This is a genomic window from Lacrimispora amygdalina, from assembly GCF_003432035.1.
Classification (GTDB): domain Bacteria; phylum Bacillota; class Clostridia; order Lachnospirales; family Lachnospiraceae; genus Lacrimispora; species Lacrimispora amygdalina.
Window position 1 is genome coordinate 1 of sequence record NZ_QOHO01000079.1, and the last position, 23689, is coordinate 23689.

24 protein-coding genes are annotated in these 23689 nt (G+C 39.9%); 23 read left to right on the forward strand and 1 reads right to left on the reverse strand.

The window, feature by feature from the left end:
* The first annotated feature begins 512 nt into the window (after positions 1-512).
* The 23 genes from DS742_RS23035 to DS742_RS23145 all read left to right on the forward strand — a co-directional run bounded on the left by DS742_RS23035 (position 513) and on the right by DS742_RS23145 (position 22580).
* Positions 513-1241 carry a CpsB/CapC family capsule biosynthesis tyrosine phosphatase gene (locus DS742_RS23035; protein ID WP_117419306.1) on the forward strand — a complete coding sequence of 243 codons (729 nt, stop codon included), beginning with the start codon at positions 513-515 and terminating at the stop codon, positions 1239-1241.
* On the forward strand, positions 1238-2047 hold the full coding sequence (locus tag DS742_RS23040) for a YveK family protein (RefSeq protein WP_117419307.1): 810 nt from the start codon (positions 1238-1240) through the stop codon (positions 2045-2047). Before DS742_RS23035 ends, DS742_RS23040 begins: the two co-directional genes overlap by 4 nt.
* Positions 2001-2702: a CpsD/CapB family tyrosine-protein kinase gene (locus DS742_RS23045; RefSeq protein WP_117419308.1), complete on the forward strand. Its 702-nt coding sequence runs from the start codon at positions 2001-2003 to the stop codon at positions 2700-2702. The genes DS742_RS23040 and DS742_RS23045 overlap by 47 nt, the downstream gene beginning before the upstream one ends.
* A 28-nt stretch (positions 2703-2730) precedes the next feature.
* Positions 2731-2976 (forward strand): hypothetical protein, encoded by a 246-nt coding sequence (locus DS742_RS23050; RefSeq protein WP_117419309.1) that lies wholly within the window; start codon positions 2731-2733, stop codon positions 2974-2976.
* Positions 2966-4402, forward strand: coding sequence for a sugar transferase (locus DS742_RS23055; RefSeq protein WP_117419310.1), 1437 nt, complete (start codon positions 2966-2968; stop codon positions 4400-4402). The genes DS742_RS23050 and DS742_RS23055 overlap by 11 nt, the downstream gene beginning before the upstream one ends.
* A gap of 18 nt (positions 4403-4420) precedes the next feature.
* On the forward strand, positions 4421-5383 hold the full coding sequence (locus DS742_RS23060; protein ID WP_117419327.1) for a nucleotidyltransferase family protein: 963 nt from the start codon (positions 4421-4423) through the stop codon (positions 5381-5383).
* 35 nt (positions 5384-5418) lie between these two features.
* Entirely contained in the window at positions 5419-6660 is a 1242-nt protein-coding gene (locus DS742_RS23065) for a nucleotide sugar dehydrogenase (RefSeq protein WP_117419311.1), read from the forward strand.
* Positions 6661-6696: 36 nt separating this feature from the next.
* A complete protein-coding gene (pssD, locus tag DS742_RS23070; RefSeq protein ID WP_117419328.1) occupies positions 6697-7146 on the forward strand; it encodes a PssD/Cps14F family polysaccharide biosynthesis glycosyltransferase in 450 nt (149 codons plus the stop codon).
* A 21-nt stretch (positions 7147-7167) separates the two neighbouring features.
* Positions 7168-7695: a glycosyltransferase gene (locus DS742_RS23075; RefSeq protein ID WP_117419312.1), complete on the forward strand. Its 528-nt coding sequence runs from the start codon at positions 7168-7170 to the stop codon at positions 7693-7695.
* Positions 7683-8828, forward strand: a complete 1146-nt coding sequence (locus tag DS742_RS23080; protein ID WP_117419313.1) for a polysaccharide pyruvyl transferase family protein — start codon at positions 7683-7685, stop codon at positions 8826-8828. Before DS742_RS23075 ends, DS742_RS23080 begins: the two co-directional genes overlap by 13 nt.
* The gene (locus DS742_RS23085) at positions 8821-9978 is read left to right on the forward strand and encodes a Coenzyme F420 hydrogenase/dehydrogenase, beta subunit C-terminal domain (RefSeq protein ID WP_117419314.1); all 1158 of its coding nucleotides are present in this window, start codon (positions 8821-8823) and stop codon (positions 9976-9978) included. Before DS742_RS23080 ends, DS742_RS23085 begins: the two co-directional genes overlap by 8 nt.
* Positions 9979-9992: 14 nt before the next feature.
* A complete protein-coding gene (locus tag DS742_RS23090) occupies positions 9993-11087 on the forward strand; it encodes a glycosyltransferase (protein ID WP_117419315.1) in 1095 nt (364 codons plus the stop codon).
* Between the two features lie 10 nt (positions 11088-11097).
* A complete protein-coding gene (locus DS742_RS23095; RefSeq protein ID WP_170313554.1) occupies positions 11098-12228 on the forward strand; it encodes a polysaccharide pyruvyl transferase family protein in 1131 nt (376 codons plus the stop codon).
* A 16-nt stretch (positions 12229-12244) separates the two neighbouring features.
* A complete protein-coding gene (locus tag DS742_RS23100) occupies positions 12245-13279 on the forward strand; it encodes a Coenzyme F420 hydrogenase/dehydrogenase, beta subunit C-terminal domain (RefSeq protein WP_117419317.1) in 1035 nt (344 codons plus the stop codon).
* Between the two features lie 33 nt (positions 13280-13312).
* Positions 13313-14518 (forward strand): glycosyltransferase family 4 protein, encoded by a 1206-nt coding sequence (locus DS742_RS23105; protein WP_117419318.1) that lies wholly within the window; start codon positions 13313-13315, stop codon positions 14516-14518.
* Between the two features lie 8 nt (positions 14519-14526).
* Positions 14527-15423, forward strand: a complete 897-nt coding sequence (locus tag DS742_RS23110; protein WP_117419319.1) for a glycosyltransferase — start codon at positions 14527-14529, stop codon at positions 15421-15423.
* Positions 15404-16717 carry an O-antigen ligase family protein gene (locus DS742_RS23115; protein WP_117419320.1) on the forward strand — a complete coding sequence of 438 codons (1314 nt, stop codon included), beginning with the start codon at positions 15404-15406 and terminating at the stop codon, positions 16715-16717. The genes DS742_RS23110 and DS742_RS23115 overlap by 20 nt, the downstream gene beginning before the upstream one ends.
* Positions 16692-18122, forward strand: coding sequence for a lipopolysaccharide biosynthesis protein (locus tag DS742_RS23120; protein ID WP_170313555.1), 1431 nt, complete (start codon positions 16692-16694; stop codon positions 18120-18122). Before DS742_RS23115 ends, DS742_RS23120 begins: the two co-directional genes overlap by 26 nt.
* Positions 18123-18146: 24 nt before the next feature.
* Positions 18147-19340 carry a polysaccharide pyruvyl transferase family protein gene (locus DS742_RS23125; protein ID WP_117419322.1) on the forward strand — a complete coding sequence of 398 codons (1194 nt, stop codon included), beginning with the start codon at positions 18147-18149 and terminating at the stop codon, positions 19338-19340.
* 4 nt (positions 19341-19344) lie between these two features.
* Complete coding sequence (locus tag DS742_RS23130) at positions 19345-20514, forward strand: Coenzyme F420 hydrogenase/dehydrogenase, beta subunit C-terminal domain (RefSeq protein WP_170313556.1); 1170 nt, start codon at positions 19345-19347, stop codon at positions 20512-20514.
* Positions 20515-20541: 27 nt separating this feature from the next.
* Entirely contained in the window at positions 20542-21051 is a 510-nt protein-coding gene (locus DS742_RS23135; RefSeq protein WP_242996704.1) for a VanZ family protein, read from the forward strand.
* A gap of 148 nt (positions 21052-21199) precedes the next feature.
* A complete protein-coding gene (locus tag DS742_RS23140; RefSeq protein WP_117419324.1) occupies positions 21200-22045 on the forward strand; it encodes an SGNH/GDSL hydrolase family protein in 846 nt (281 codons plus the stop codon).
* 52 nt (positions 22046-22097) lie between these two features.
* Positions 22098-22580: a hypothetical protein gene (locus DS742_RS23145; RefSeq protein WP_117419325.1), complete on the forward strand. Its 483-nt coding sequence runs from the start codon at positions 22098-22100 to the stop codon at positions 22578-22580.
* Between the two features lie 33 nt (positions 22581-22613).
* Here the strand turns inward: DS742_RS23145 and DS742_RS23150 are convergent, their stop codons facing one another.
* Entirely contained in the window at positions 22614-23558 is a 945-nt protein-coding gene (locus tag DS742_RS23150; protein ID WP_117419326.1) for a LysR family transcriptional regulator, read from the reverse strand.
* Between the last annotated feature and the right edge of the window lie 131 nt (positions 23559-23689).

Genomic DNA, 23689 nt, shown 5'->3' on the forward strand with positions numbered 1-23689 from the left:
TTGCGTTTATTTTTTATAGCCTGGAAAAGAATTTATTACGCCTGGCTGAGTACCTTGGCCAATCCAGCATTGAAACCACACTGATTTATACGGCAACTACAGAGGATTAACATCAAAAGCTCATATCAAAGCTTGGTTTGGTGTATGATTACAGTAAATTTAAGAAACAGAATGTAAATTATGTTTGCAATTGCTAGGAATGCCGCAAATAAAATCTTACTACATATTTAATATAATACATATTCTAAAGATTTACAAGAGAAAATTAGAAATTTTTGTATAAATTGGCAATAAATGGTAATTAATCTCAATAAAAACTAGGTATGGTATTAGCCAAGGCATGAAAATCTAAATTCATGCTTTTTTATTTACCTAAAAACATACCATTTTTATCCAATATTAAAAAATATGCTCTGTTCAGGTAACATAATTTACATTATGTTACCTCTTTTATTATTTATGAAAGAGTACACCAGCGCTGATTATTGACTGTAACAAAAAGGAGTGATGAGATGCAGGAAATCATTGATATTCATGCGCATGTCCTTCCCGGAATTGACGACGGGGCTGCCGATATGGAAGAGGCGAAGGCTATGCTTAAGATGGCTTATAGCCATGGGATTAGAAAGATTATAGTTACTCCTCATTATAAAAGGGGACAAGATCCAAAACAGATTATGGAATTAAGCAGAAAGCTGCAGCGGGAAGCCCATAAAATACATAAACGTTTCAACATATATCTGGGACAGGAGATTCTGTACTATGAAGATATATTGGAGGATTTAAAAGAAAAAAAGGCGCTTACCATGTGCCAAAGTCATTATGTGCTGATCGAGTTTCCGCCTATGGTTTCCTATTCCAGATTGTTCCAGGGCCTTCGGAAAATAATATTGGCCCGTTACGTTCCCATACTTGCCCACATGGAGCGTTACCTCTGCCTGCGTGAGAATGGAAGGGTAAAGGAGCTGATCAATTCCGGATGCATACTGCAGATGAATTACTGCAGTATTACCGGAAGCCTGTTTAACAGACAGGTCCGCTGGTGCAGGCTTCAGATACAGCAGGGACACATACACATGCTGGGAACCGATATGCATCACCTGAAGGAAAGGACACCTGAGATAGAGAGAGCATTGCTATGGATTAAAAAAAACTGCAGTCTGGAAATGTATCAAAGTCTGACAGGCAGTTATGCCCTGAATTTACTGAAAAAAGAGAATAATAAACAGGAGTGCAAATGAGAACAAATAACATGGATGATAACCAGGAGATTCAAATTGATTTATTGGAATTGTTTTACAAATTAAAGCGGAAGCTGTGGCTGATTATTCTTATAACCCTGTTATCCGGCGTTGGTGCAGGAGTTTACAGCAGATATGTTTTAACGCCTCAGTATACATCTACGGCTATGCTCTATGTCCTTTCAAAGGAAACTTCAATGACTTCGCTGGCTGATTTGCAGGTTGGCAGTCAGCTGACTAAGGACTATAAAATCCTGATAACCAGCCGGCCGGTAATGGAAAAGGTAGTAAAATCACTGGGGCTTAACATGTCATATAAAGATTTAAAGAGAAGAATCAGTGTAACCAATCCCACAGATACCCGCATACTGACATTGGCAGTCCAGGATACGGATCCGGAACGGGCAAAAAAAATCGTAGACGAAATCGCGCTGACTGCATCTGACTATATTGGTGACATGATGGAAATGGTGCAGCCGAAAATTTTTGAAGACGGAGAAGTACCATCGGTCAAGACCGGACCGGATAACAAAAAAAATGCCATGATTGGAGCTGCAGCCGGTATGTTCTTTATTTTAGCAGTGCTGACAGCCGGCGTAATCATAGATGATACTATTCGCACCGAAGAGGATGTCGAACGTTATCTGGGGCTGACAGTACTTGCTGTTGTTCCCAACCGGGAAGGTTCTCCTTCCAAAAAAATAACACATAAATTCTGGAAGAAAAAAACGGACAAAAAGAAGGAGGGGATAATAAAACATGAGAAATTCAGTGAACCTGGCAAATCTAAAGAAAGGAAATTATAACTATGAGGAAGCGGTTAAGACTTTAAGAACCAATATTCAATTTTGCGGCAGTAATATAAAGGTCATTATGTTAGAAAGTGCAGTTCCAAATGAAGGAAAATCCAGTATGTCTTTTTCCCTGGCTTCCTCTCTGGCTCAAATTGGAAAGAACGTTCTCTTAATTGATGCAGATATCAGAAAATCGGTCCTGGTTTCAAGATATCAGCTTGATAAAGAAGTGAATGGATTATCCCAATTTCTCAGCGGGCAAAAAAATAAAGAAGAGATTATATATGAAACGAATTTAAATAACTTAAATATTGTATTTTCCGGTCCTTATTCTCCCAATCCGGCAGAGCTTCTGGAGGAACCTGTGTTTTCTCTGCTGATACAGGCTGCAAGAGCAGAATATGACTATATTATCATTGACACACCTCCCATGATGAATCTGATTGACGGAGCCATCATTGCAAACCACTGTGACGGAGCGGTTCTTGTTATTGAAAGCGGAAAGGTAAGCTACCGCGTAGAACAGAAGATAAAAAAACAGCTGGAGAAAAGCGGCTGCCGTATTCTGGGAGTGATTTTGAATAATGTCAATCTGGATAGCGGCAGATATTATGGAAAATACAAAAAATACGGAAAATATGAGGATGAACTCCAGGAGAGTGAATAATAACAGTTTGATAAAGGAGGGGGAGGTTATGGGCAGAAAGATCAGATACTGGATCATGGTAGCGGCGGCTATAGGCGTAATAGCCTGGTCAGCAATTCAGATTTACAGCAAAATAAAGCCTCAGCAGATATTGGTTCAGTCTGAGTACCACTGGGATATTCTTGCATGTGAAGTTCTTCTTATCATCAGCAGTTATGCGCTGCTGCTTTTATGGGGAAAAGGAAAATCAGTGAACGGAACCTGGAAGATGGGAAGGTGGACACATGCTGAGTAAAAACCGGATATTTTACATATTCATAGATTTTGCAGCCATTGTATGCTCCTATGTTCTGGCGATGCTTGCAAAGTTTGCTTCCCTGCAGTCAGCAGAATTTATAATCGGGCGCTGGTATGGGGCGGTTCTCGTTATTTTTGCATATTTAACTGTGGTCATGTTCTACCAGTCCGGTAAGCCTTTCATGGAACGCTCCCTGTGGAATGAACTGAAAAATATATTTCTGATCAATATGTATATAGCTCTTGTACTGGCGTTCATTTTATATCTTTCAAAGCTGGGGGGGCGGTCTTCAAGAGCTTTTTATCTGCTGTTTTTCTTTTTCAATTATTTCTGTATGGTTCTTGGAAGAATGTATTGTAAATATTTATTGATTTCCCATTACCATAAGCCGGAAAACCGGAAAAAGCTGCTGATTTATGCAAATAGAAGCAATGAATTAAAGGTGATGAATCAGTATGTAAATTCAATGCCATATGACTGTGATGTGGTGGCTGTAGCAATTGTGGATGCGGATCAGGAATCGGGAGAAGACCCGAAGACAGAGCTCTATCTGGTGAAAAAGGATGAGAAAGGAAATTATATGGTCATGAGCCGGGACAGCGTTGCAGAGTATTTAAAAAAGCAGGTAGTCGATGAAGCTTTGATTAGTATACCGGATAACAGCAGGCTGTACTTAGATAATTTAATCACCCGTCTTGAAACACTTGGAATTGTTGCTCATGTAACTGTAAATACATTTGGCCTGAGTGAAAGAGAAAAGGTAATTAATAATTTTGGAGGAGAACGGGTCCTTACCTATTGTACAAGGGTGTTTGAACCATCGGAATTAATTCTGAAACGTTTGCTGGATATCCTGGGCGGGATAGTGGGAGCGGTTTTTACAATAATTCTGGGGATTTTGGTTGTACCGGCCATCTATATGGAATCACCTGGTCCGGTCATATTTAAGCAGACCCGGGTAGGGAGAAACGGAAGGCTTTTTTCAATTTACAAGTTCCGGTCCATGTATATGGATGCGGAAGAAAGAAAAAAGGAACTGATGAGCAAAAATCAGATGAATGGCCTCATGTTCAAATTAAAAGATGACCCAAGGATTACAAAAGTAGGTAAGTTTATCAGAAAAACCAGCATTGATGAATTCCCCCAGTTTTTTAACGTTCTGAAAGGGGATATGAGCCTGGTTGGTACAAGACCGCCCACCATGGATGAATTTGTGAAGTATGAGGAGCACCATAAACGCCGGCTGAGCCTGAAACCGGGAATTACCGGCTTGTGGCAGGTGACTGGCAGAAGTGATATTCAGGATTTTGAAGATGTAGTAAGCCTGGATTTAAACTATATTGATAACTGGTCCATCTGGTCAGATTTACGGATTCTGAGTCAGACAGTAATTGTAGTTATGCTTCACAAGGGAGCTGAATAAATGGAAGGAAGGGAAAAAATGAGAGATACAGCAGTTGTAATTATGGCAGCGGGAATCGGAAGCAGGTATGGAAACGGAATCAAGCAGCTGGAGCCCGTTGGACCAAATGGAGAAATCATTATGGATTATTCCATTTTTGATGCCCTGGAAGCCGGTTTTAACAAAATTGTTTTTATTATCCGGAAAAATATTGAAAAAGAATTCAAGGAGGCAATAGGCAAAAGAATTGAGAAACTGGCTCCAGTAGAATATGTTTTTCAGGAACTGGACAATTTGCCCGAGGGATTTTTCCTGCCGGAAGGAAGGGAAAAACCATGGGGGACAGGACAGGCAGTATTGGTGTGCAAAGGAATCCTGAAGGAGCCGTTTGTAGTAATTAATGCGGATGATTATTACGGTAAAGAGGCTTTTATTAAAATACACGATTATCTGGTCACCCATGAAGAGTCAATCCCCTTAAGCTTTTGTATGGCAGGTTTCATGCTGGGCAATACGTTAAGTCCCAATGGTGACGTAACGAGAGGTATCTGCTCAATCGATGAAGCAGGAAATCTGTCGTCTGTGACTGAAACATTTCATATTAAGAAACAGGCAGACGGAACGGTCAAAGGCGAGGATGAAAGCGGGAAGCAGATAAATTTATCTGATGATAATCTGGTATCTATGAATATGTGGGGGGTGACTCCCGGATTATTTACAGATCTGGAAGCCGGATTTATTCAATTCTTAAAAAGCATGAATGATGGTGAAAAAAAGAAAGAGTATTTACTTCCGGTACTGATGGATGACCTGATAAAACGGGGGAAGGCAAAGGTGGCGGTTTTAAAAACCAGTGACAAATGGTTTGGTGTTACCTATCAGGAAGATAAAGAAGAGGTGAAAAATCAGATAACCCGTCTGATTGAGGAAGGGAAATACAGTGTGGATCTGTATCAAACAGTCAGATGGTTCTGGAATAATCGAGCTGGTGGAACTCTATAGAGTTCAATAATGCCAGATAAATGGAGGTGCACAAGATGCATAAAATAGCAGTTGCCGGTACAGGGTATGTGGGGTTATCCAATGCAATTTTACTGGCGCAGCACAACGAGGTACAGGCAGTAGATATTTTAGAAGAAAAGGTTGCTGACATTAATAACAGGAAATCCCCGATCATGGATAAAGAGATTGAAGAATATCTGGCGGCAGGAAAATTAAATTTAACAGCAACAACAGACGGGGCTGCTGCATACAGGGATGCTGATTACGTCATTATTTCCACCCCGACAAATTATGATCCGGTAAAGAATTACTTTGATACCAGTTCTGTAGAAGCGGTGGTCGAACTGGTCATAAAGACCAATCCGGATGCAATTATGGTGATTAAATCCACAGTTCCCGTAGGCTATACAACATCTATAAGAGAAAAATATAATTGTGAGAATATTATTTTCAGTCCTGAGTTTTTAAGAGAAGGACGGGCACTCTATGACAATCTGTATCCTTCCAGGATTATTGTGGGTGCGCCCAAGGAGGACAAAAGACTTAAGGAAGCGGCAGAGACGTTTGCCGGATTGCTGGCAGAGGGAGCAGTCAAAGACAATATTTCCATCCTTTTAACCGATTTAACGGAGGCGGAAGCCGTGAAGCTCTTTGCCAATACATATCTGGCTCTCAGAGTCAGCTTCTTCAATGAATTAGATACCTATGCTGAGATGAGGGGGCTGAATACGCAGCACATCATAGAGGGAGTGGGACTGGATCCCAGAATCGGCAATTACTATAATAATCCCTCCTTTGGTTACGGCGGGTACTGCCTGCCCAAGGATACGAAACAGCTTGTGGCTAATTATTACGACGTACCCCAGAATATTATGAGTGCGATTGTGGAAGCAAACAAAACGAGGAAAGACTTTATTGCAGACCGGGTTCTTCAAAAGGCCGGGTATTATACATACGCAGATAATACCGGATTTGATGCCGGTAAAGAAAAGCGGGTTGTTATTGGAATATTCCGGTTAACGATGAAGGCTGATTCTGATAATTTCCGGCAAAGCAGCATTCAGGGAGTTATGAAACGCATCCGGGCAAAAGGAGCGGTAGTGGTTATTTACGAACCGACGCTCAAAGACGGCAGTACGTTCTTTGGCAGTCTGGTTCTGAATGACCTGGCCAAGTTTAAGAAAATGAGCAGTGCAGTCATTGCAAACCGCTATGATTCCGTATTGGATGATGTGAAGGAGAAGGTATATACAAGAGACTTATATAGAAGAGATTGATGATAATCGGGAGATGGGAAAATGAGAAAAGAAACTATGAAAATTTGCCTTGTGGGATCATCAGGCGGTCATCTGACTCATTTATATATGCTGAAATCATTTTGGCAGGACAAAGAGCGGTTTTGGGTAACTTTTAATAAAGACGATGCAAAAAGTCTGTTAAAGGATGAAAAAATAATATCCTGTTATTATCCTACAAACCGCAGCTTAAAAGCATTGGTCATTAATACGCGGCTTGCCTGGAAGACCATCCGGAAAGAAAAGCCGGATATCATCATCTCTTCGGGGGCAGCTGTTGCAGTTCCGTTCTTCTATATAGGAAAGCTGTTCGGAGCAAGGCTGATATATATTGAGGTTTATGACCGGATCGATAAGTCTACCATGACCGGTAAAATGGTATATCCGATCACGGATAAGTTTATTGTCCAGTGGGAGGAGATGAAAAAAATATATAAAAAGGCAATTAACCTGGGGAGCATATTTTAATTATTTACAGGGGGCAGATGAATGATTTTTGCGACGGTTGGGACACATGAACAGCCATTTAACAGGCTGCTTGAAGAAATTGACAGATTAAAAGAAACTGGGATCATCCTGGAAGATGTAATCATTCAAACCGGTTACAGTACCTATGAGCCCCGGTATTGTGAGTGGCATAAGCTGCTTCCTTATGACGACATGGTGAAGAATGTTGAACATGCACGAATCGTCATTACACACGGCGGCCCGGCCAGTTTTATTATGCCGCTTCAGATCGGAAAAATTCCGGTAGTGGTGCCGAGACAATATGAGTTTCATGAGCATGTAAACAATCATCAGGCCCAGTTTACTAAAGCGGTTAAGGAGAGATACGGAAACATCATTCCTGTTTATAATATCTCAGAGCTTGCAGATGTGATTGTAAGATATGACAGCATTATTTCCAGTATGCCGGCAGGAATTATGAGTAATAACGGAGCATTCAATAAACAGGTGGAACTGCTTGTAAAGGGATTGTTCAGAAACGACCAGGAGACTGACCAATGGCAAAAGTAGGAATTTTATCCATGCAGAGAATTGTAAATTACGGCTCTTTTTTACAGGCTTATGGACTAAAGATGCTTCTGGAAAAATCAGGGCATAATGTGGAGTTTGTGGATTATCACACAGGAAAACCGTTAATTTCCGAATCACGGTTTCAAATGCCGGGACCATTTTTTAAAGTCCGGAAGGTGTTTAAAGCATTTCAGTATGATGCTCCATGGAAGCACCGGATTCAGTTTGTTTTATATAAAAAGCAATATGCCGGAAAGTATCTGCCTATTCTTGGAATTAGGCCGGAAATGAATTACCTGCCGGAATTAGATGCATTGGTGATCGGCAGTGATGAGGTTTTCAATTGCATTCAGTCCAATCCCAATGTTGGCTATTCTTTGGAATTATTTGGAAAAAACCAGAGGGCAAAAAAATTATTGACCTATGCAGCTTCTTTTGGAAATACAACAATGGAAAAATTAAGACAGTATCACAAGGACAGGGAGATCGGCTGGTATTTAAAAAGATTTGATGCGATATCGGTCCGTGACAGAAACTCAGGCCGCATAGTAAGGGAATTAACGGGTGTAACACCGGAATATCATCTGGACCCTGTTTTGGCGTATGACTACATAGGAGAGTGCGGGCTGATTCCCCAAATAAAGACAAAGGAACGGTATCTGATTCTTTATGCGTATTCCGGAAGAATTTCCAGAGAAATAAATGACTGGATTATTGCTTACGCAAAAAAGAAGGGAATAAAGGTTTATTCCTTTGGCGGAATCCACAGATGTGCGGATCATTTCATCGATTGTTCTCCGTTTGATGTTCTGGCATATTTTCAGAATGCAGAAGCGGTTATTACAGATACCTTTCATGGAACCATATTTTCTATCATAACAAAACGGAAATTTGTAACGGTAATCTGTAAGAGTACAGGTAATTCCTACGGAAATGAGGAAAAACTGAGTGATCTGCTTGAGAGGACCGGACTTCCTGACCGGGTGGCTGGAACTGTCAATGAGATTGAAGCAGTTTTGGAAAGAGCAATTGATTACACAGCGGTTGACAAGATTATAAATGCGGAGCGGGTGAAAACTCTGGATTATCTGAAGAAGCAGATTGGCTGTTACGGTGAGGAAAAGCATGGATAATATAATGAAAATCGGGAAGGCGTGTGTTGGCTGCAGAAGCTGTGAGCAGTCCTGTCCTCAGACATGCATACGTTTTCAGCCGGATCAGGAAGGCTTTTTATATCCGTTCGTAGATGAGACTCTATGCATCGAATGCGGAGTATGCTTAAAGAAATGTCCGGCTTTTGATTTTAAGCCCCAGGGGCGCAGACCGGTCCGGATATTAGGACTCAAGAATGATGATAAAAAGCGGATTTTACAATCCGCTTCCGGGGGTGCTTCAGACCTGTTTGCCCGTTCTGTCATTCAGGCGGGAGGCTTAGTCTATGGCTGTGCTTATACGGAACAACTGGAAGTAAAGCACATAAAGGTTGATAAGGCAGAGGATCTATACCGCATACAGTCATCAAAATATGTTCAGTCAGATGTAAATGATTGTTATAAATCAGTAAAACATGAACTGGATAAAGGAAGGTTCGTTCTGTTTACAGGTACGCCCTGTCAGGCAGCCGGACTGTATCAGTATCTGGGAGTCAGATCCTATGATAATCTGTTTACTCTGGATCTTATCTGCCATGGAGTCCCATCACCGGAATTTTTAAGAAAGTATTTTGAGTATCAGGAAAAAAAGCTTGGAGAGAAGCTGGAGTATTTTAATTTCCGTTCAAAAGAGAAACGGGGTTGGGGCACCCAGTATCTGTTAAAGACAAAGACCAAAACAGAGACGAACCTCCTTTCTCTTGATAAATACGGAAAGCACTTTATAAATGGGGATTGTTACCGGGAGTGCTGTTATGAATGCAGATATGCCAATACTGACCGTGTCGGTGATATTACTGTGGGGGATTTCTGGGGGGTGGAAAAAAGTAATCCCGGATTTGCGTCGGCAGCAGGAGTTTCGGCCGTTCTGATCAATTCTCTGCAGGGAAATAAATTATTTGAAAGGGTGAAAGGACAGGCCAGTGTAATAGAAACCAATCTGGAGGCAATTCTTCAAAAGCAGGGAAACTTGCAGCATCCGACCGGCAGACCTCCAGGAAGGGATGGTTTTTATGAGAGAATCCAGGACGAAAAGTTTATAGATAATCTAAAGGTGGGAGTCTGCTTGAAGGAAAGACTGAAAGCACTTCTTCCGGGAAAGCTTGTTCAAATACTGAAAAGTGTGAATTAGAAGGAGGTCTCTGTTTGCGGGTTTTAGTAATTAATACAACGCCATTTACCTATCAGGGAATTGCCTGCGTTATTCGGAACTATTGCTTTCGGATAAACAGTCCGGGGCTGGAACTACAATATGCAGTATTTGATCTGCATCCGGAACTGGAGAAAGAATTGAAACAATCCGGTCTTGTTTATTACAGGCTGGCCAGCAGAAGGGCTGATTCCAGGATATATTTTAAACAATTAAAGCTTCTTTTAAAAAATGGACATTTTGATTGTGTCCATATTCATGGGAACAGTGCAATGATGCTGCCTGAACTTGTATTAGCAAAGAACTGCGGGATTGAAAAACGGATTGTGCATTGTCATAACACAACTTGTAACAATCCTTTTTTAAACAGTCTGCTGCTTCCGCTGTTTTACAGATTAAGCACAATCAGACTGGCCTGCAGTAAAGAAGCAGGGAACTGGCTGTACAAAGGCAGATCTTATACTGTTTTAAATAATGCGATTGATACGGAAGTGTTTCGCTTCGATGAATTAAAAAGAAATAGAAACAGAAAAAAACTGGGTTTGGAAAATCAATTTGTAATCGGTCATATAGGCCGGATCAATGAACAGAAAAATCATGAGTATCTGGTGCGGGTTTTTAAAGAATTTCATGACCATATGCCGGATAGCAAGCTGATTTGTATAGGAGAAGGTGCATTGCGGCCGGATCTGGAGCAATTGATTTCAGATCTGAAACTGGAGGAACATGTCATGCTGCTGGGTGAGCATAAGAATGTGGAAAATCTGTTAAATGCCATGGACTGCTTCGTTTTTCCATCAAAGTGGGAAGGGCTGGGAATGGTGCTATTAGAGGCTCAGGCTGGGGGCCTGCCATGCATTGCTTCAGATGCGGTACCAGGTGAAGCGGATATGGGATTGACCAGGTATCTGCCGTTAGGGAACATGGCATCCTGGTGCCGTGCAATTGAGGATATAAAAAACAGAGAACAAAACAGATGCAAAACCAGTGAGCTGTGTATCAGGACTTTAAAACACAAATCATACGATTTGAATGAAAATATAAAACAATTGGTTCAAATCTATTTCGATATTTCACATGCAGGAACATAAGGAGGTTGCCGTGAAAATAGCAGGTTTAACTTGGTGGAGAAACAACTATGGTTCTGTACTGCAGGCATATGCTCTGCAACGTGTAATGAATGAATTTGAAAATATTGATTATGAAATACTGAATCAGTATAGCGGGAAAGTAGCCTCCGTGGATAATTTTTACCATAAAATCAAGACCTTTGGTATCAGGAAAACCATTCACAGGATTGTGTGGAAATTTGGCACTAAAAAACTGAGGGACCGTAATCGGGCACTTCAGAAGTTTGTGGATGAGGAGCTTAAGATATCCGATAAGCGATATAAGGTGAATTATATTGACTCGGCTAATGGATGCTACGATGGGTTTATCTGCGGCAGTGATCAGATCTGGAATCCGGAATTGGCCTCTTTAGACAGTATTTACTGGCTGACATTTGTAAAGACTGGCAAATTAAAAATTGCATATGCGCCCAGTATAGGAATTGATCAGGTTACAAAAGAACAGAGAAAAATGATCAGAGACAATTTAAACACATTCAATGCAGTTTCTTGCCGGGAGGAAAGCGGACGCAATCTGATTTCTTCCATTATGGGAACAGAAGACTGTGAAACCGTTTTAGATCCCACACTTCTGGCGGAACGTTCTGTTTGGGATCATATTTGTCCTCCCAGGCGTTTTACGGAAAAATATATCTTTGTCTATTTATTAAGAGGGACAAAGCAGCAGCGGAAATTAATAGAACTGTATGCTGGTTTTATCAATTTAAAAATAGTAACAATGCCTTTTCTGGATAATGAACATATCAATAAATATGATAGAAAATTTGGTGATATAAAATACTGGGATGCGTCTCCTTCTGACTTTATCAGTGTCATTCGGCATGCGGAGGCTGTATTTACAGATTCATTCCACTGTATGATTTTCAGCTGCCTGTATCACAGGAAATTTTATTTGTTTCCCAAAATCGGTGCACACCAGATGAACCGGTTAACCGATTTGCAGAATATGCTCCAAATATCCCCAAGAATGCTTGAAGATAATGCGACAGTGAGAGACATATTAAGTATGAAAGCCATAGACTGGAACATAGTTGATGACATAATAAGGGAAAAAAGAATGAAATCAAAGTCTTATTTGAAAAAGGCTTTGGGAATGGCATGATTGTTGGTGGTGTCTGATGAAAAAACTGGTATATGCTTTTAAAAATACGGATACGGAAGTGATGAGAAGTACTTCCGGCGGTGCATTTACAGGGCTTTGCAATGCATTTGAGCTCTTACATAAAAACCGTAAAAAATATATTTACGGCGCTGAACTGACAAGCAGCCTGAAAGTGCGGCATACGGGTGTTACTTCTGCTAAAGAATGCAGTATTTTTCAAGGTTCTAAATATGTGAAAAGTGACTGTAAAGATTGTTACTTTGAGATTGCCAGTCAATTGAAAAATGGCTGTTTTGTATTGTTTTCCGGTACTCCATGCCAGGTTGCAGCGCTAAAAACTTATATTGACAGGGAAGGAATAACAAAAGACCGGCTTTTTACGGTTGATTTGATTTGTCATGGAACACCAAAAACACGGGTATGGAACGATTATAAAGAGTGGCTGGAAAAAAAGGTTCATGCAGGATTAAAAGAATACTCGTTCCGTTATAAGCCGGAGGGCTGGAAGGCATACCCGGCCCGTGCATGTTTTGATAATGGGGTGGTATTAAAGAATACGGCATTACTGTCTGTATTCTCCCGTCTGCATATGTCCGGTTATATCACGGCCAAAGCCTGCTTTTCCTGTCCGTTTTCCAACATGGACAGGCCAGGTGACATCACTTTGGGAGATTTTTGGGGAATTGAAAACATGAATACTGCAATACCATGGAAATACGGTGTATCTCTCATGCTGGTCAATACAGAAAACGGAATGGAATTAGTAAAGGGCTTGTCAGATATGGCACAAAAGAACCAGGAATTGTTTTTGGAGGAGGTGAAAAGCCAGGAATACAGGAAATACCAGCATAATCTCAGCAGGCAGACAGAGAAACCAGAGCTTTATGATGAATTCTGGAAAGATTATGATCAGACCGGTTTTGAAGCCGTCATAAAGAAGTATATAAACTATGGCATGAAATATAAAGTTGTGTTTCTTATTAAAAAGGTTGTAAGAAAAACTCCTTTCATACATTTGTATCGAAAGAAACGGCGGGGAAAAATACGGTAATAAAAAAACGCATGAAAGGGACAGGAACGTACTATGAGGATTCTAATTGTAAATACATTTTATTATCCAAATATGCAGGGCGGGGCAGAACAAAGCGTTAAATTGCTGGCTGAGGGGCTTGTAAAGAAAGGGCATGAAGTTGGAATTTACAGCGTGGATTCCAGAGATGGGCATTGTGAAACAGCTATACATAATGGTGTTAAGATATACCGGTTTACAACCAATGATTTTAATTTGTACCGGTTTAGCTATGATAAAAAAAACGTGGGTAAATTTGAAAAAATCCAGCAAAAGTTACTCTGCTATTGCAATGTGAAATGCAGTAAAGATTTTGAATTTGTCTGCAATGAGTTTAAACCGGATATTGTTCATACCAATACCATTTATGGGATGTCGTACCTGATCTGGAAAGCTGCATATAAAAATAAAATTCCCATTGTACATACCATCAGGGACATCGCCATTGTATCTCCGGTTCAGTATGGTCATAAAGCCAATCCTTTAATACGGCTGATACACAGGTTCTATATGCGTTCCTTTACAGAATATGTTTCCTGTGTTACCGCTCCTTCCAGATATACCCTTGAAACCTCCCTTGCAGCCGGTTGTTTTAAACGTGCCGGAGTAAAGAAATGCATTTTTAACAGTGTAGCCATAAATCACAGTGAGACAGAAGCAATCATGAAAGAAAAGCAGGATCGTACATCACCCCGCATTAAGTTTATGTATGCAGGACGTCTTGTGTATTTTAAAGGTATTGAACATATGATCCGGGCTTTTGAAAGCATGCAGTACAAAGATTGTGAGCTTTATATCTGCGGAAATGGGGAAATGGAGGAATATGTGAAAAAATGCGCTGCACAAAATCCCCGCATTGTATTCTGTGGAAAGCTTGACAATGAAAGGCTGGCGGAAAAATATAAAGAAAGCGATATCCTTATCGTTCCATCTGTATGGCCGGAGCCGTTTGGACGGGTACTGATAGAGGGAAATAAATACGGTCTGCCGGTGATTGCCGGCCGCTGCGGCGGAATGCCTGAAATTTTAGAAAATACACATGGCGGGGAAACTTATGAAGCCGGAGATGCCGGCCGTCTGGCTGAATTAATGGATAATCTGACAGAACGTAAACGTTATAAAAAGTATTTTAATTCCATACTGCAAACCATTGATATTTATAATATAGACCGGCAGATAGATAAATTTGAACAAGTATATAATCAGATTTTAAGGCGGTGAGATAATATATGGATATTGTTTTTGTGATTCTTCACTATACTGCGATCAATATGACAATCAGCTCTGTGGCCTCCATACGCAGATATATTGATACGGGTAACTATAAAATAATTATTGTTGATAATTGTTCCCCGGATGATTCATGGAGAGAACTGAATGTGATTCTGGGGATGGATGCTGATATAATTTTGCTTCACAGTGATGTTAATGTTGGATTTGCAAGGGGCAATAATATAGGATTTTCTTACGCAAAAGAAAAGTTTCATCCGGAATTTCTTGTTTTAATGAATAATGATGTCCATTTAATTGAGAACTGGATTTATAAAAAATTAAAGCAGAAATATGAGGAGACGGATTATGCTGTTCTGGGACCCATGATTATAACCGGTGAAGGCAGCATCTGTTCCTCACCTCTGCGTAAGGAACTGCTTACGGTGCAGGGGGCCAGGCGCTCGGTCCGGAGATATTACCGTTTATTAAGATTAAACTTCCTTGGTCTTGATAAGTACTACCGGTGGATGATGTCAAAATTTCATGAGCATATACCCCAGTTTTCTGTGGAAGAACGTCTGGTTTCCCATGAAAATGTGGGAATTCATGGCTGCTTTATGGTTTTTTCCCGGAAATACAGCTCCAGATTTGAAGGGCTGGATCCCAGTACGTTTCTATATATGGAAGAAGATATTCTTTTCCTGCATTTAATGAAAAATAATCTGAAATCCATATATTGTCCTGAAATCACTATTTACCATAAAGAAGATGCTTCCACGGATTCTGTATTAAAAAGCAGTCATAAAAAGAATGGGTTTGTGTATAGAAATTGTATCAATTCCCTGAAAAGCTATTTGAAGATTTTAACTACATATGAAGAAAAGGAAAATTGTAATGGCTATAATGGGCAATAAATTTTTATTAAAAAATTTCACCATCGATGTTTTCGCGTTTCTCGTTATGTTTCTGCCGAGGCGATTATATTTTTTCGGTGCATTTAGTTATCGGATCGTAATTTTATTTGTCTTTGTTCTCTGTCTCATACTTAGAAAAGGCAAACTATCCATATCCAATACGATCATTGATATTCCCATGATACTATATTTTGTAATTGCCGGGATTATTTCTTTTGTACATTTACAATTTTCTACAGGCCTTGGTTATTTCATTGATACATGCCTGGTTTTGTTTATGATATATAATTTATTGCAGAATGAACAGGATATAAATAAGTTCATCAATGTATTTCTGCTTTTTTTATCCATATATGCAGCGCTGGGAATTCTTGAGTGTTTAACCGGATTTAATATATGGGATCTGGTACATTCTGCCGGATATCAAAGATACAGATTTGGTTTATACAGAAGCTATGGTTCAAGTACAAATTTTACGAATAATGGTGCATTTCTGATGCTGTGCTTACCAATTGTTGTATGGAAAATGCAGCAGAAAGAGGCTCACAAAAAAAGATATGCGGTTATTTACGGGTTAGTACTCCTTAATATACTTGCAACGCTGACCAGATCAATTATTTTATGTACAATCTTACTGCAGTTCATCTGGTTACTAAAATCGGGAATGGTTCAATTTATAAAAAAACATTTTGTGCAGGTTATGGCAGCAGTAACGGCTGTGGTTCTGCTGGTTAATATCCCGGTTGTATATCATTTTTTAAATCAATTTATTTCCATGTTTGTTGCTTTGTATGATTATGAAACTGCAAATGAAATATCAGATTCCTTTGGTTCCAATGCAAATGGGATCGGGCAGAGATTTTTATTATATACCTGGATATTTGAAGCAGTGAAAGACAAAATTTTATTCGGATTAGGTCCGAATTGCCCGTTCGAATATGCTTTTATGACATTAACCGGTAAACGAATGATTAAGACTTCAATTGAAAACCAATATTTAGTACATCTATACCGGTATGGTTTGGCAGGTTTAACCAGTTATCTGTTTATGTTAACCAGTATTATCTCCAGATTGTGGAAAAACATGGAAAATAATCTTACTTTAAAAGGCGGGAAATGTACATTTGGTTTCATGATTTTGACTACAGCCGTTATTTACTTTATAAGCGGTCTGTCTTTTGCTGCATCAGATGATTTTCGGATGTTGTTTCTTATATTATCGTTATTTTTTGTCCATTGCCAGCTTACAAAACGAGGAGAACCTGAGAATGATGAATTATCTAGTGAAATATAAAAAAAAATGGAATGCCATGTCTCCGGTTGCGAAATCTTCCATGGCGATGATATTTGCTAAATTTTTTCAAAAAGGCCTGAGCATGATCAGCGGGCCTGTTTTTACCAGAATTATGTCATCATCGGAATACGGTATCATCTCAACGTTTACTTCCTGGCAAAGCGTGCTCTATATTATTGCCACGTTAAATATGGCCAGCGGTGTTTTTAATAATGGAATGATCGATTTTAAAAAGGACAGGGAATCGTTTACATATTCCATCATGTGCCTGGCTAATCTGTGTACGTTTCTATGTATGGGTGTTTATTTTTTGTTTTACAGGTGGTTAAATCCTCTGTTTGATATGCCTGTCAGTCTTATGGCGGTAATGCTTTTATACTTTATTTTTACCCCGGCTTATAATTACTGGATGGGAAAGCAGCGGTTTGAGTATCGATATAAAGGGATTACTGCTGTTACCATAGTGACATCCCTGCTTTCATTCGTGTTATCGGTCGTCTGCGTACTGATGGCATCTGATCAGTATAAGGCCGTAACAAAAGTAATGGCAGCTGAGTCTGTTTCCATAGGCATCGGTGTTTTCTTTTTTATTTCCATAATAATAAAAGCAAAGGGGAAAATAAAATTCGCTTATTGGAAATATGCATTGGAATTTAATCTGCCGTTGATCCCCCATTATTTGTCCATGTATGTTCTTTCAAGCTCGGACCGGATCATGATCAGCAAATTGATTAATACAAGTGCAACCGCTGTTTACAATGTAGCTTATACAGTGGCGGGTATCATGCTGATTTTCTGGAATGCGGTAGATGCATCGTATGCTCCCTGGATCTATCAGCAGATGGAACGGGAAAATTACCAGTCAATCAAAGTAAGAGGGAATCAGGTACTTTTGTTTTTTTCCGGACTTACCATATTATGTACTTTATTTGCACCTGAAATTATCTGCATTTTAGCGCCTGAAAGTTATCACAGCGGAATTTATGTAATTCCATCGGTGGCAGCAGGAGTATTTTTTACAGCCTGTTATTCTTTATATATGAGGCTGGAACTGTATTTGAAAAAAACAAAAACAGTAATGGCAGCCACATGCTCGGTTGCAGTTTTAAATTTAGTTCTAAATTATATATTTATTCCTGAATTCGGATTTGTTGCAGCAGGATATACAACACTGGTTTGCTATGGGCTGCTGGCATTTTTTCATTATTGCTGTGTGAGGCATTTAGGTTTTAGTCATGTCTATGATAATAAACGAATATTAGGTTTGTCCTGTTTTGTGGTTTTGATTACGGTAATTATCTCAGAAATTTACAGCTACATGATGATCCGTTACAGTTTGATCGCAGTACTTGGATTGATAATGGTAATAAAAAGAAAAGAAATTGTTAAGATGCTGAAAAAATAAGTGAAAGGCCGGGGAGTAATACATATGAAAATTGGAATATCAGGTTTGCTGTTTCATGCAGGCAATAAGGGCTGTGAAGCTCTTTCCTATGCTTTTTTAAATCTCATTGATGAGATCGCAAAAAAGCAGAAAGATAAAATAGAAATAACCATAATATCAACGTTTCCGGCAAAGAAATTTTTAAAAGCAAAAGGAAATTACAGAACGTGTATGAGGGAATTTCTGCCAAAGTATACCTATAAAAATTTAAACATTGGATTTTGCTTTTATAAAATTGTCTGGGGTAAATACATGATTTCATCTGAGGTAAAGAAATGCGATGTTGTATTTGATTTTACTGCAGGAGACAGTTTTACAGATATCTATGGACGCAGGCGTTTTTTTGTACGCACTGCTTTAAAACAGAAAATCATTGATATGGGAATTCCACTGGTGCTTGGTAGCCAGACAATCGGTCCGTTTCAGGATAAAGATGTCAGGGATATGGCTGTAAAGGTCATAAATGGCTGCAAAGAGGTTTATGCCCGTGACCAGATATCAGCAGATTATACGCTGAAAATAAGCGGAAGAAAACCGGTCCTGACTACAGATGTGGCATTTGCTCTGCCCTATACAAAAAGTGAACATAAAAATAATATCGTAAGCATTGGATTCAATCCCTCCGGTTTGCTGTGGAATGGAGGTTACACCGGAGACAATCAATTCGGACTCACTGTGGATTATCAAAAATATTGCAGGGAGGTTATACGAAGTCTCCTGAAAAAATACAAAGTTTTTTTAATTCCCCATGTTCTGTCTTATCAAACCCGGAATGTGGATAATGATCTGATTGCAGTAAATGCATTAAAAAAGGAATTTCCGTCTTTGGCTGTGATTGATGATTTTACCACACCTATGGAAGTAAAGTCGCATATTGCACGCATGGATGGGTTTATTGCGGCACGCATGCATGCGGCAATCGGGGCATTTTCCGCAAATGTAGCCTGCGTCCCGTTTTCTTACAGCCGGAAGTTTGAAGGATTATTTGACAGCCTGGGGTATGGCAGGGTCATACATGGATGCTCGGATACCACTGAATCAGCAATAGAAAAAACCCTGGACTGGATAGAGAAGCATGGGGAACTTAAAAAAGAGGTCATTGCGTGCAACAGGCTGGCAAGTGAAAAAACCAATCAATTAAAAGATAACCTTAAGACGCTGCTTTATGGAGAGGAGTGATGAGATGTATACGGAATTCTGTACAGGCTGCGGTTTGTGCATATCGCAAAAGAAAGCACAATGGGAAAAAGATAAGAACGGATTTTTAAACGCGGTCAGCAATGACAAAGCCTTTCATTCATTTTGTGATAACGTTTGTCCGGCCGGCGGAATGCAGTGCCGGGAGTTGGAAAAGGGAACTGTATGGGGGCGTAATACCGGTGTCTATCTGTCACATTCGACAGATGAGTCTATCTGGTTTGAGGCCTCCAGCGGAGGTGTTCTGACTTCATTGTGCTTATTTTTGCTGGATAATCAAATGGTGGATGGAATTATACAGACGAAAATGGATCCGGACAATCCAATCGGTACGAAGACCTCCTTAAGCAGAACACGGGAAGAAATACTGGATTGCTGCGGTTCAAGATACTCGGCTTCAGCTCCGTTATGGGATATAAATGATTATTTAAATGGAGATGAAACATATGCATTTGTAGGAAAGCCCTGCGATGTGACTGCTCTGCGCAATTTTGCAAAAATAGATGAAAGGGTCAGTGATCATATAAAATATATGTTTTCATTTTTTTGTGCGGGTGCACCAAGTGAACAAGCTAATATCCAGCTTTTGGATAAGATGGGGTGCGGGAAAGAGGGGTGTGTTTATTTAAGGTACCGGGGCGATGGGTGGCCTGGCTATGCAACGGCCATTGACCGTCACGGTGTGACGTTTCAATTGGATTACAGAAGTGCGTGGAGGGATACGCTTGGCCGGGATATACGCAAAATGTGCCGGTTCTGTCTGGATGGGGTCGGAGAAATGGCGGATATCAGCTGCGGAGATGCCTGGTATCTGGGAGAAGATAACAAGCCGCTGTTTTCGGAAGCTGCGGGAAGAAATGTTGTCTTTTGCAGGAACCAGTGTGGAAAAGATTTGTTTTTTATGGCATCGGAAGCCGGTTATCTGACGAAATCAGATTACCCTGAATTTGAAAAGGAACTGCCTTTGTATCAGTCTTATCAGTATGAGAGACGTACAACAATGGGAACAACCATACTGGCTTTAAAAGTAATGGGGAAAAGGTATCCCAAATATAGTGCTGAGCTTTTGAAATCCTATGGAAAACGAGTTGGATTAAAACATAAAATCAGCCGGTTTAAGGGTACCATTGAAAGAATTACAAAGAAGAAGCTATAATACGTCATAGAAAGAGGACCAATATAATTGATTACGTATATTTTAGAAGATATGAAACAACCGGTTTCCTATTTAATATCGGGAATTGGAGCAGCCATTGCGGCATATATCTTTATGAAATGGATAAGGTGTTGTCTGGGAAAAAAACGGAAAAGAGAAAAGGACAGCATCAGCCTGTTTCTTTGGGTGGCATACTTAGTGGTACTTGCAAGAACGGTTTATTTTTGCAGACCTTCCTTATCGAGGAATAAAGTAAATTTGGCAGTGATGGGTACATGGGGCACATCACTGCGTTCCCATGTCTATGTAATTGAAAATCTTATGTTATTCATACCTTTTGGGATATTATTACCCTTATGCTTTCCAAAAGCCCGAAACAGCCTGATTTGCATCTTATCGGGCTGTTTGCTGAGTATTTTTATTGAAACAGTTCAATACATGACCCAGAGAGGGAACTGCGAACTGGATGATGTAATCATGAATACTTTAGGGACGTTAGTGGGCTGGTTGGTTTTTAACTGGTTTAAAAAACAGTAAAATATAGTAAATTACTATGAATTTTAGGTTACGAAAACGCATTTAAATTTGTTTAAAAGTACTAAAAAGTAACAAAAATGCAAATATTGCTATACTATTTCTTATTTATGCCGATAAAAGTAAGAGACAAAAATAGAGGAGTTGGAGTATGAAATCATCTGCATTAAAAAAGATAGTTATCGTTATTTTAGCAGTATTGGCAGCAATTCTTTTGGCGGGATATCTGCTGATATCCGGCGCGATTAAGAAAAACAGAGTACAGCCTATGGATTTTACGCAGGATCTCAATTTAAAGAAACCAGATCCGGTAAAAGAACAGCCTTCCGTCCTGTTTTTGGGAAACAGTATGACTTATTATAATGACCTTCCCTCTGTATTTACGCAATTGAGTCAAAGCGGCGGATATATGCCGGAGGTCTATGAACTGACAGAAGGTTCCTATCGTCTGGAGTATTTTGCAGACCGTGAGGATGAGGTGGGGAGCCAGGTGTATGATGCGCTGGAAAACTATACCTGGGATTATGTAATATTACAGGAGCAAAGCGGAATTGCCACAATGGGGGAAGATGTGATGTATCCCGCAGCAAGGACCCTTGACACTATGATCCGTCAGGCTCAGGGAGAGCCGGTATTTCTCATGACCTGGGCTTTTAAAGAAGGAATTTCAATTGATTTTTTGCCAGGACTTAAATATAAGGAATCAAGAGCTGAAATGCAGACAAAAATTGCAGGTCATTATATTGATATTGCAAAGGAACTGGATGCCTTGCTGGCTCCTGCAGGAATTGCTTTCATGCGCTGCGCATCACAGTTTCCGGAGATTGAATTATGGGATGAAGATGAAAATCATCCATCCCCTGCAGGTACCTATCTTTCTGCGTGTGTCTTATACAAAGTTCTTTATGATCAATCACCGGAGGGACTTGAGTATTCAGGAGATTTAGATCCACAGACGGCTGGGAAATTACAGCTGATTGCGGCAGGTATTGAGTAGCAGAGCCTTCTGCTGTTTCGATATAATCAATAAACAGATGGAGAAAATACGTATGAGAAACAAATGGAATGTTACGGTAAACGGAATAAATCATGAGATTTCGTTTAAGACAGGAGTGTTTAAGGGAAAGGCAGTCGTTGACGGTGTTTCAACCCCAGTGAAGAACAACAGTATGTTTATCCGGCTTTTTGATTTTCCGATCAATCTGGATGGAACAACAGTCCACCTTACAGCAATTGGCAATAAAATTGACCTGGCTGTGGATGGGGTTTATGTAAACTCAAAGAAACCTTATGTTCCTTTTGAAAATATACCTAAGTGGGCTTACCTGTTGTCTGCAATTCTGATTGTAGGCGGCTGGGCATCATGCGGTTTAATCGGAATGCTTCTGGGACTGCTGTCAAGCACTCTTATTATCAGCAGATCTGTTACACCACAAAGAAAGAATCTGGTTCCTTTTACCATAGGTGTTACTGCTGTGTGCATAATTTTAGATTTACTAATTACATTTGGTGTTGTTTTAATGACTGTATAAAAAACGCGTCCGGGTCTCCGGACGCGTTTTTTATTAGATTACAAAGCAGGAAGCGTGTTCTGTTTCGTAATATTCTGTGAGAATATCCAAAAAAGCTTTGGCATACTTGGGCAAATACCGGTTTTTCTGATAGGCAGCGATCAGTGTATTATCGTTTCGCGTTTTTCCCACAGAAAGGCACACAGAGGAGGAAGGCTCTCTGTTTCTCAAATAGTGATAGTAGCTTTCCGGTGCGAATGCGGCTCCCAGACCCTCCATGGCCAGGCGGATAGACATCTCACTGTTGCGGGTATGGAGAAGAATCCTTGGTTCCATCTCATATTCTTCAAAGAGCCTTAATGCGATTCCCCCTGTGTTCTGATCGGGATAAAGCAAAATAAAGGATTCCTCAGACAGAAGGCTTAAATCAATCCACGGATATTGAAAGCCTTCTTTTTTTATTGCTTTTTCTGACAGTGGATTGTCAGCGGATAGCACAAGAACCATTTCCTCTTTTCCGATGATCTGATAATCTAAGTCAGTTGGAAATTCATGCACATTATAAAAGGTTAAGTCAACCGTGTGATCCGTTAAGGTGTGCTCGGCTACAAAATTGACTTCCTCCATCATATTAACGGTGACGTGAGGATAGAGCGTGTGGAATTTCATCAGAGTGGGACCGATCAGGCTGTTCCCAAGCATGATGGGAAGGGCGATGTTTAGACGGCCGTGGTTATGGTGCATAATATCATCGAATTCAATATTCCATTCCATGCCGTATTCCACAATCTTTTCCGCATAATGAATATAACGTTCTCCGATATAAGTGGGAAAATAACCGCTTCCCACCCGGTCAAATAACCGGGTTCCCAGCTGCTGCTCTAAATTCTTTAAATATTTGCTAAGGGACGGCTGGGAAATAAAAAGTGTTTCTGCAGCTTTGCTGATGCTTTTATTTCTTGAAATGGCAAGAATGTATCGGGCTTCTTTTAAATCCATTGGTAATCTCTCCTTTTTATACGCTGGTTATAGCTTTACTGCATAGAAAATATAGATTATATGTATTTGACGTACATTGTATCATAAATTATAATAAATGTATAGATATAAATTAACCCGAATTATTCATG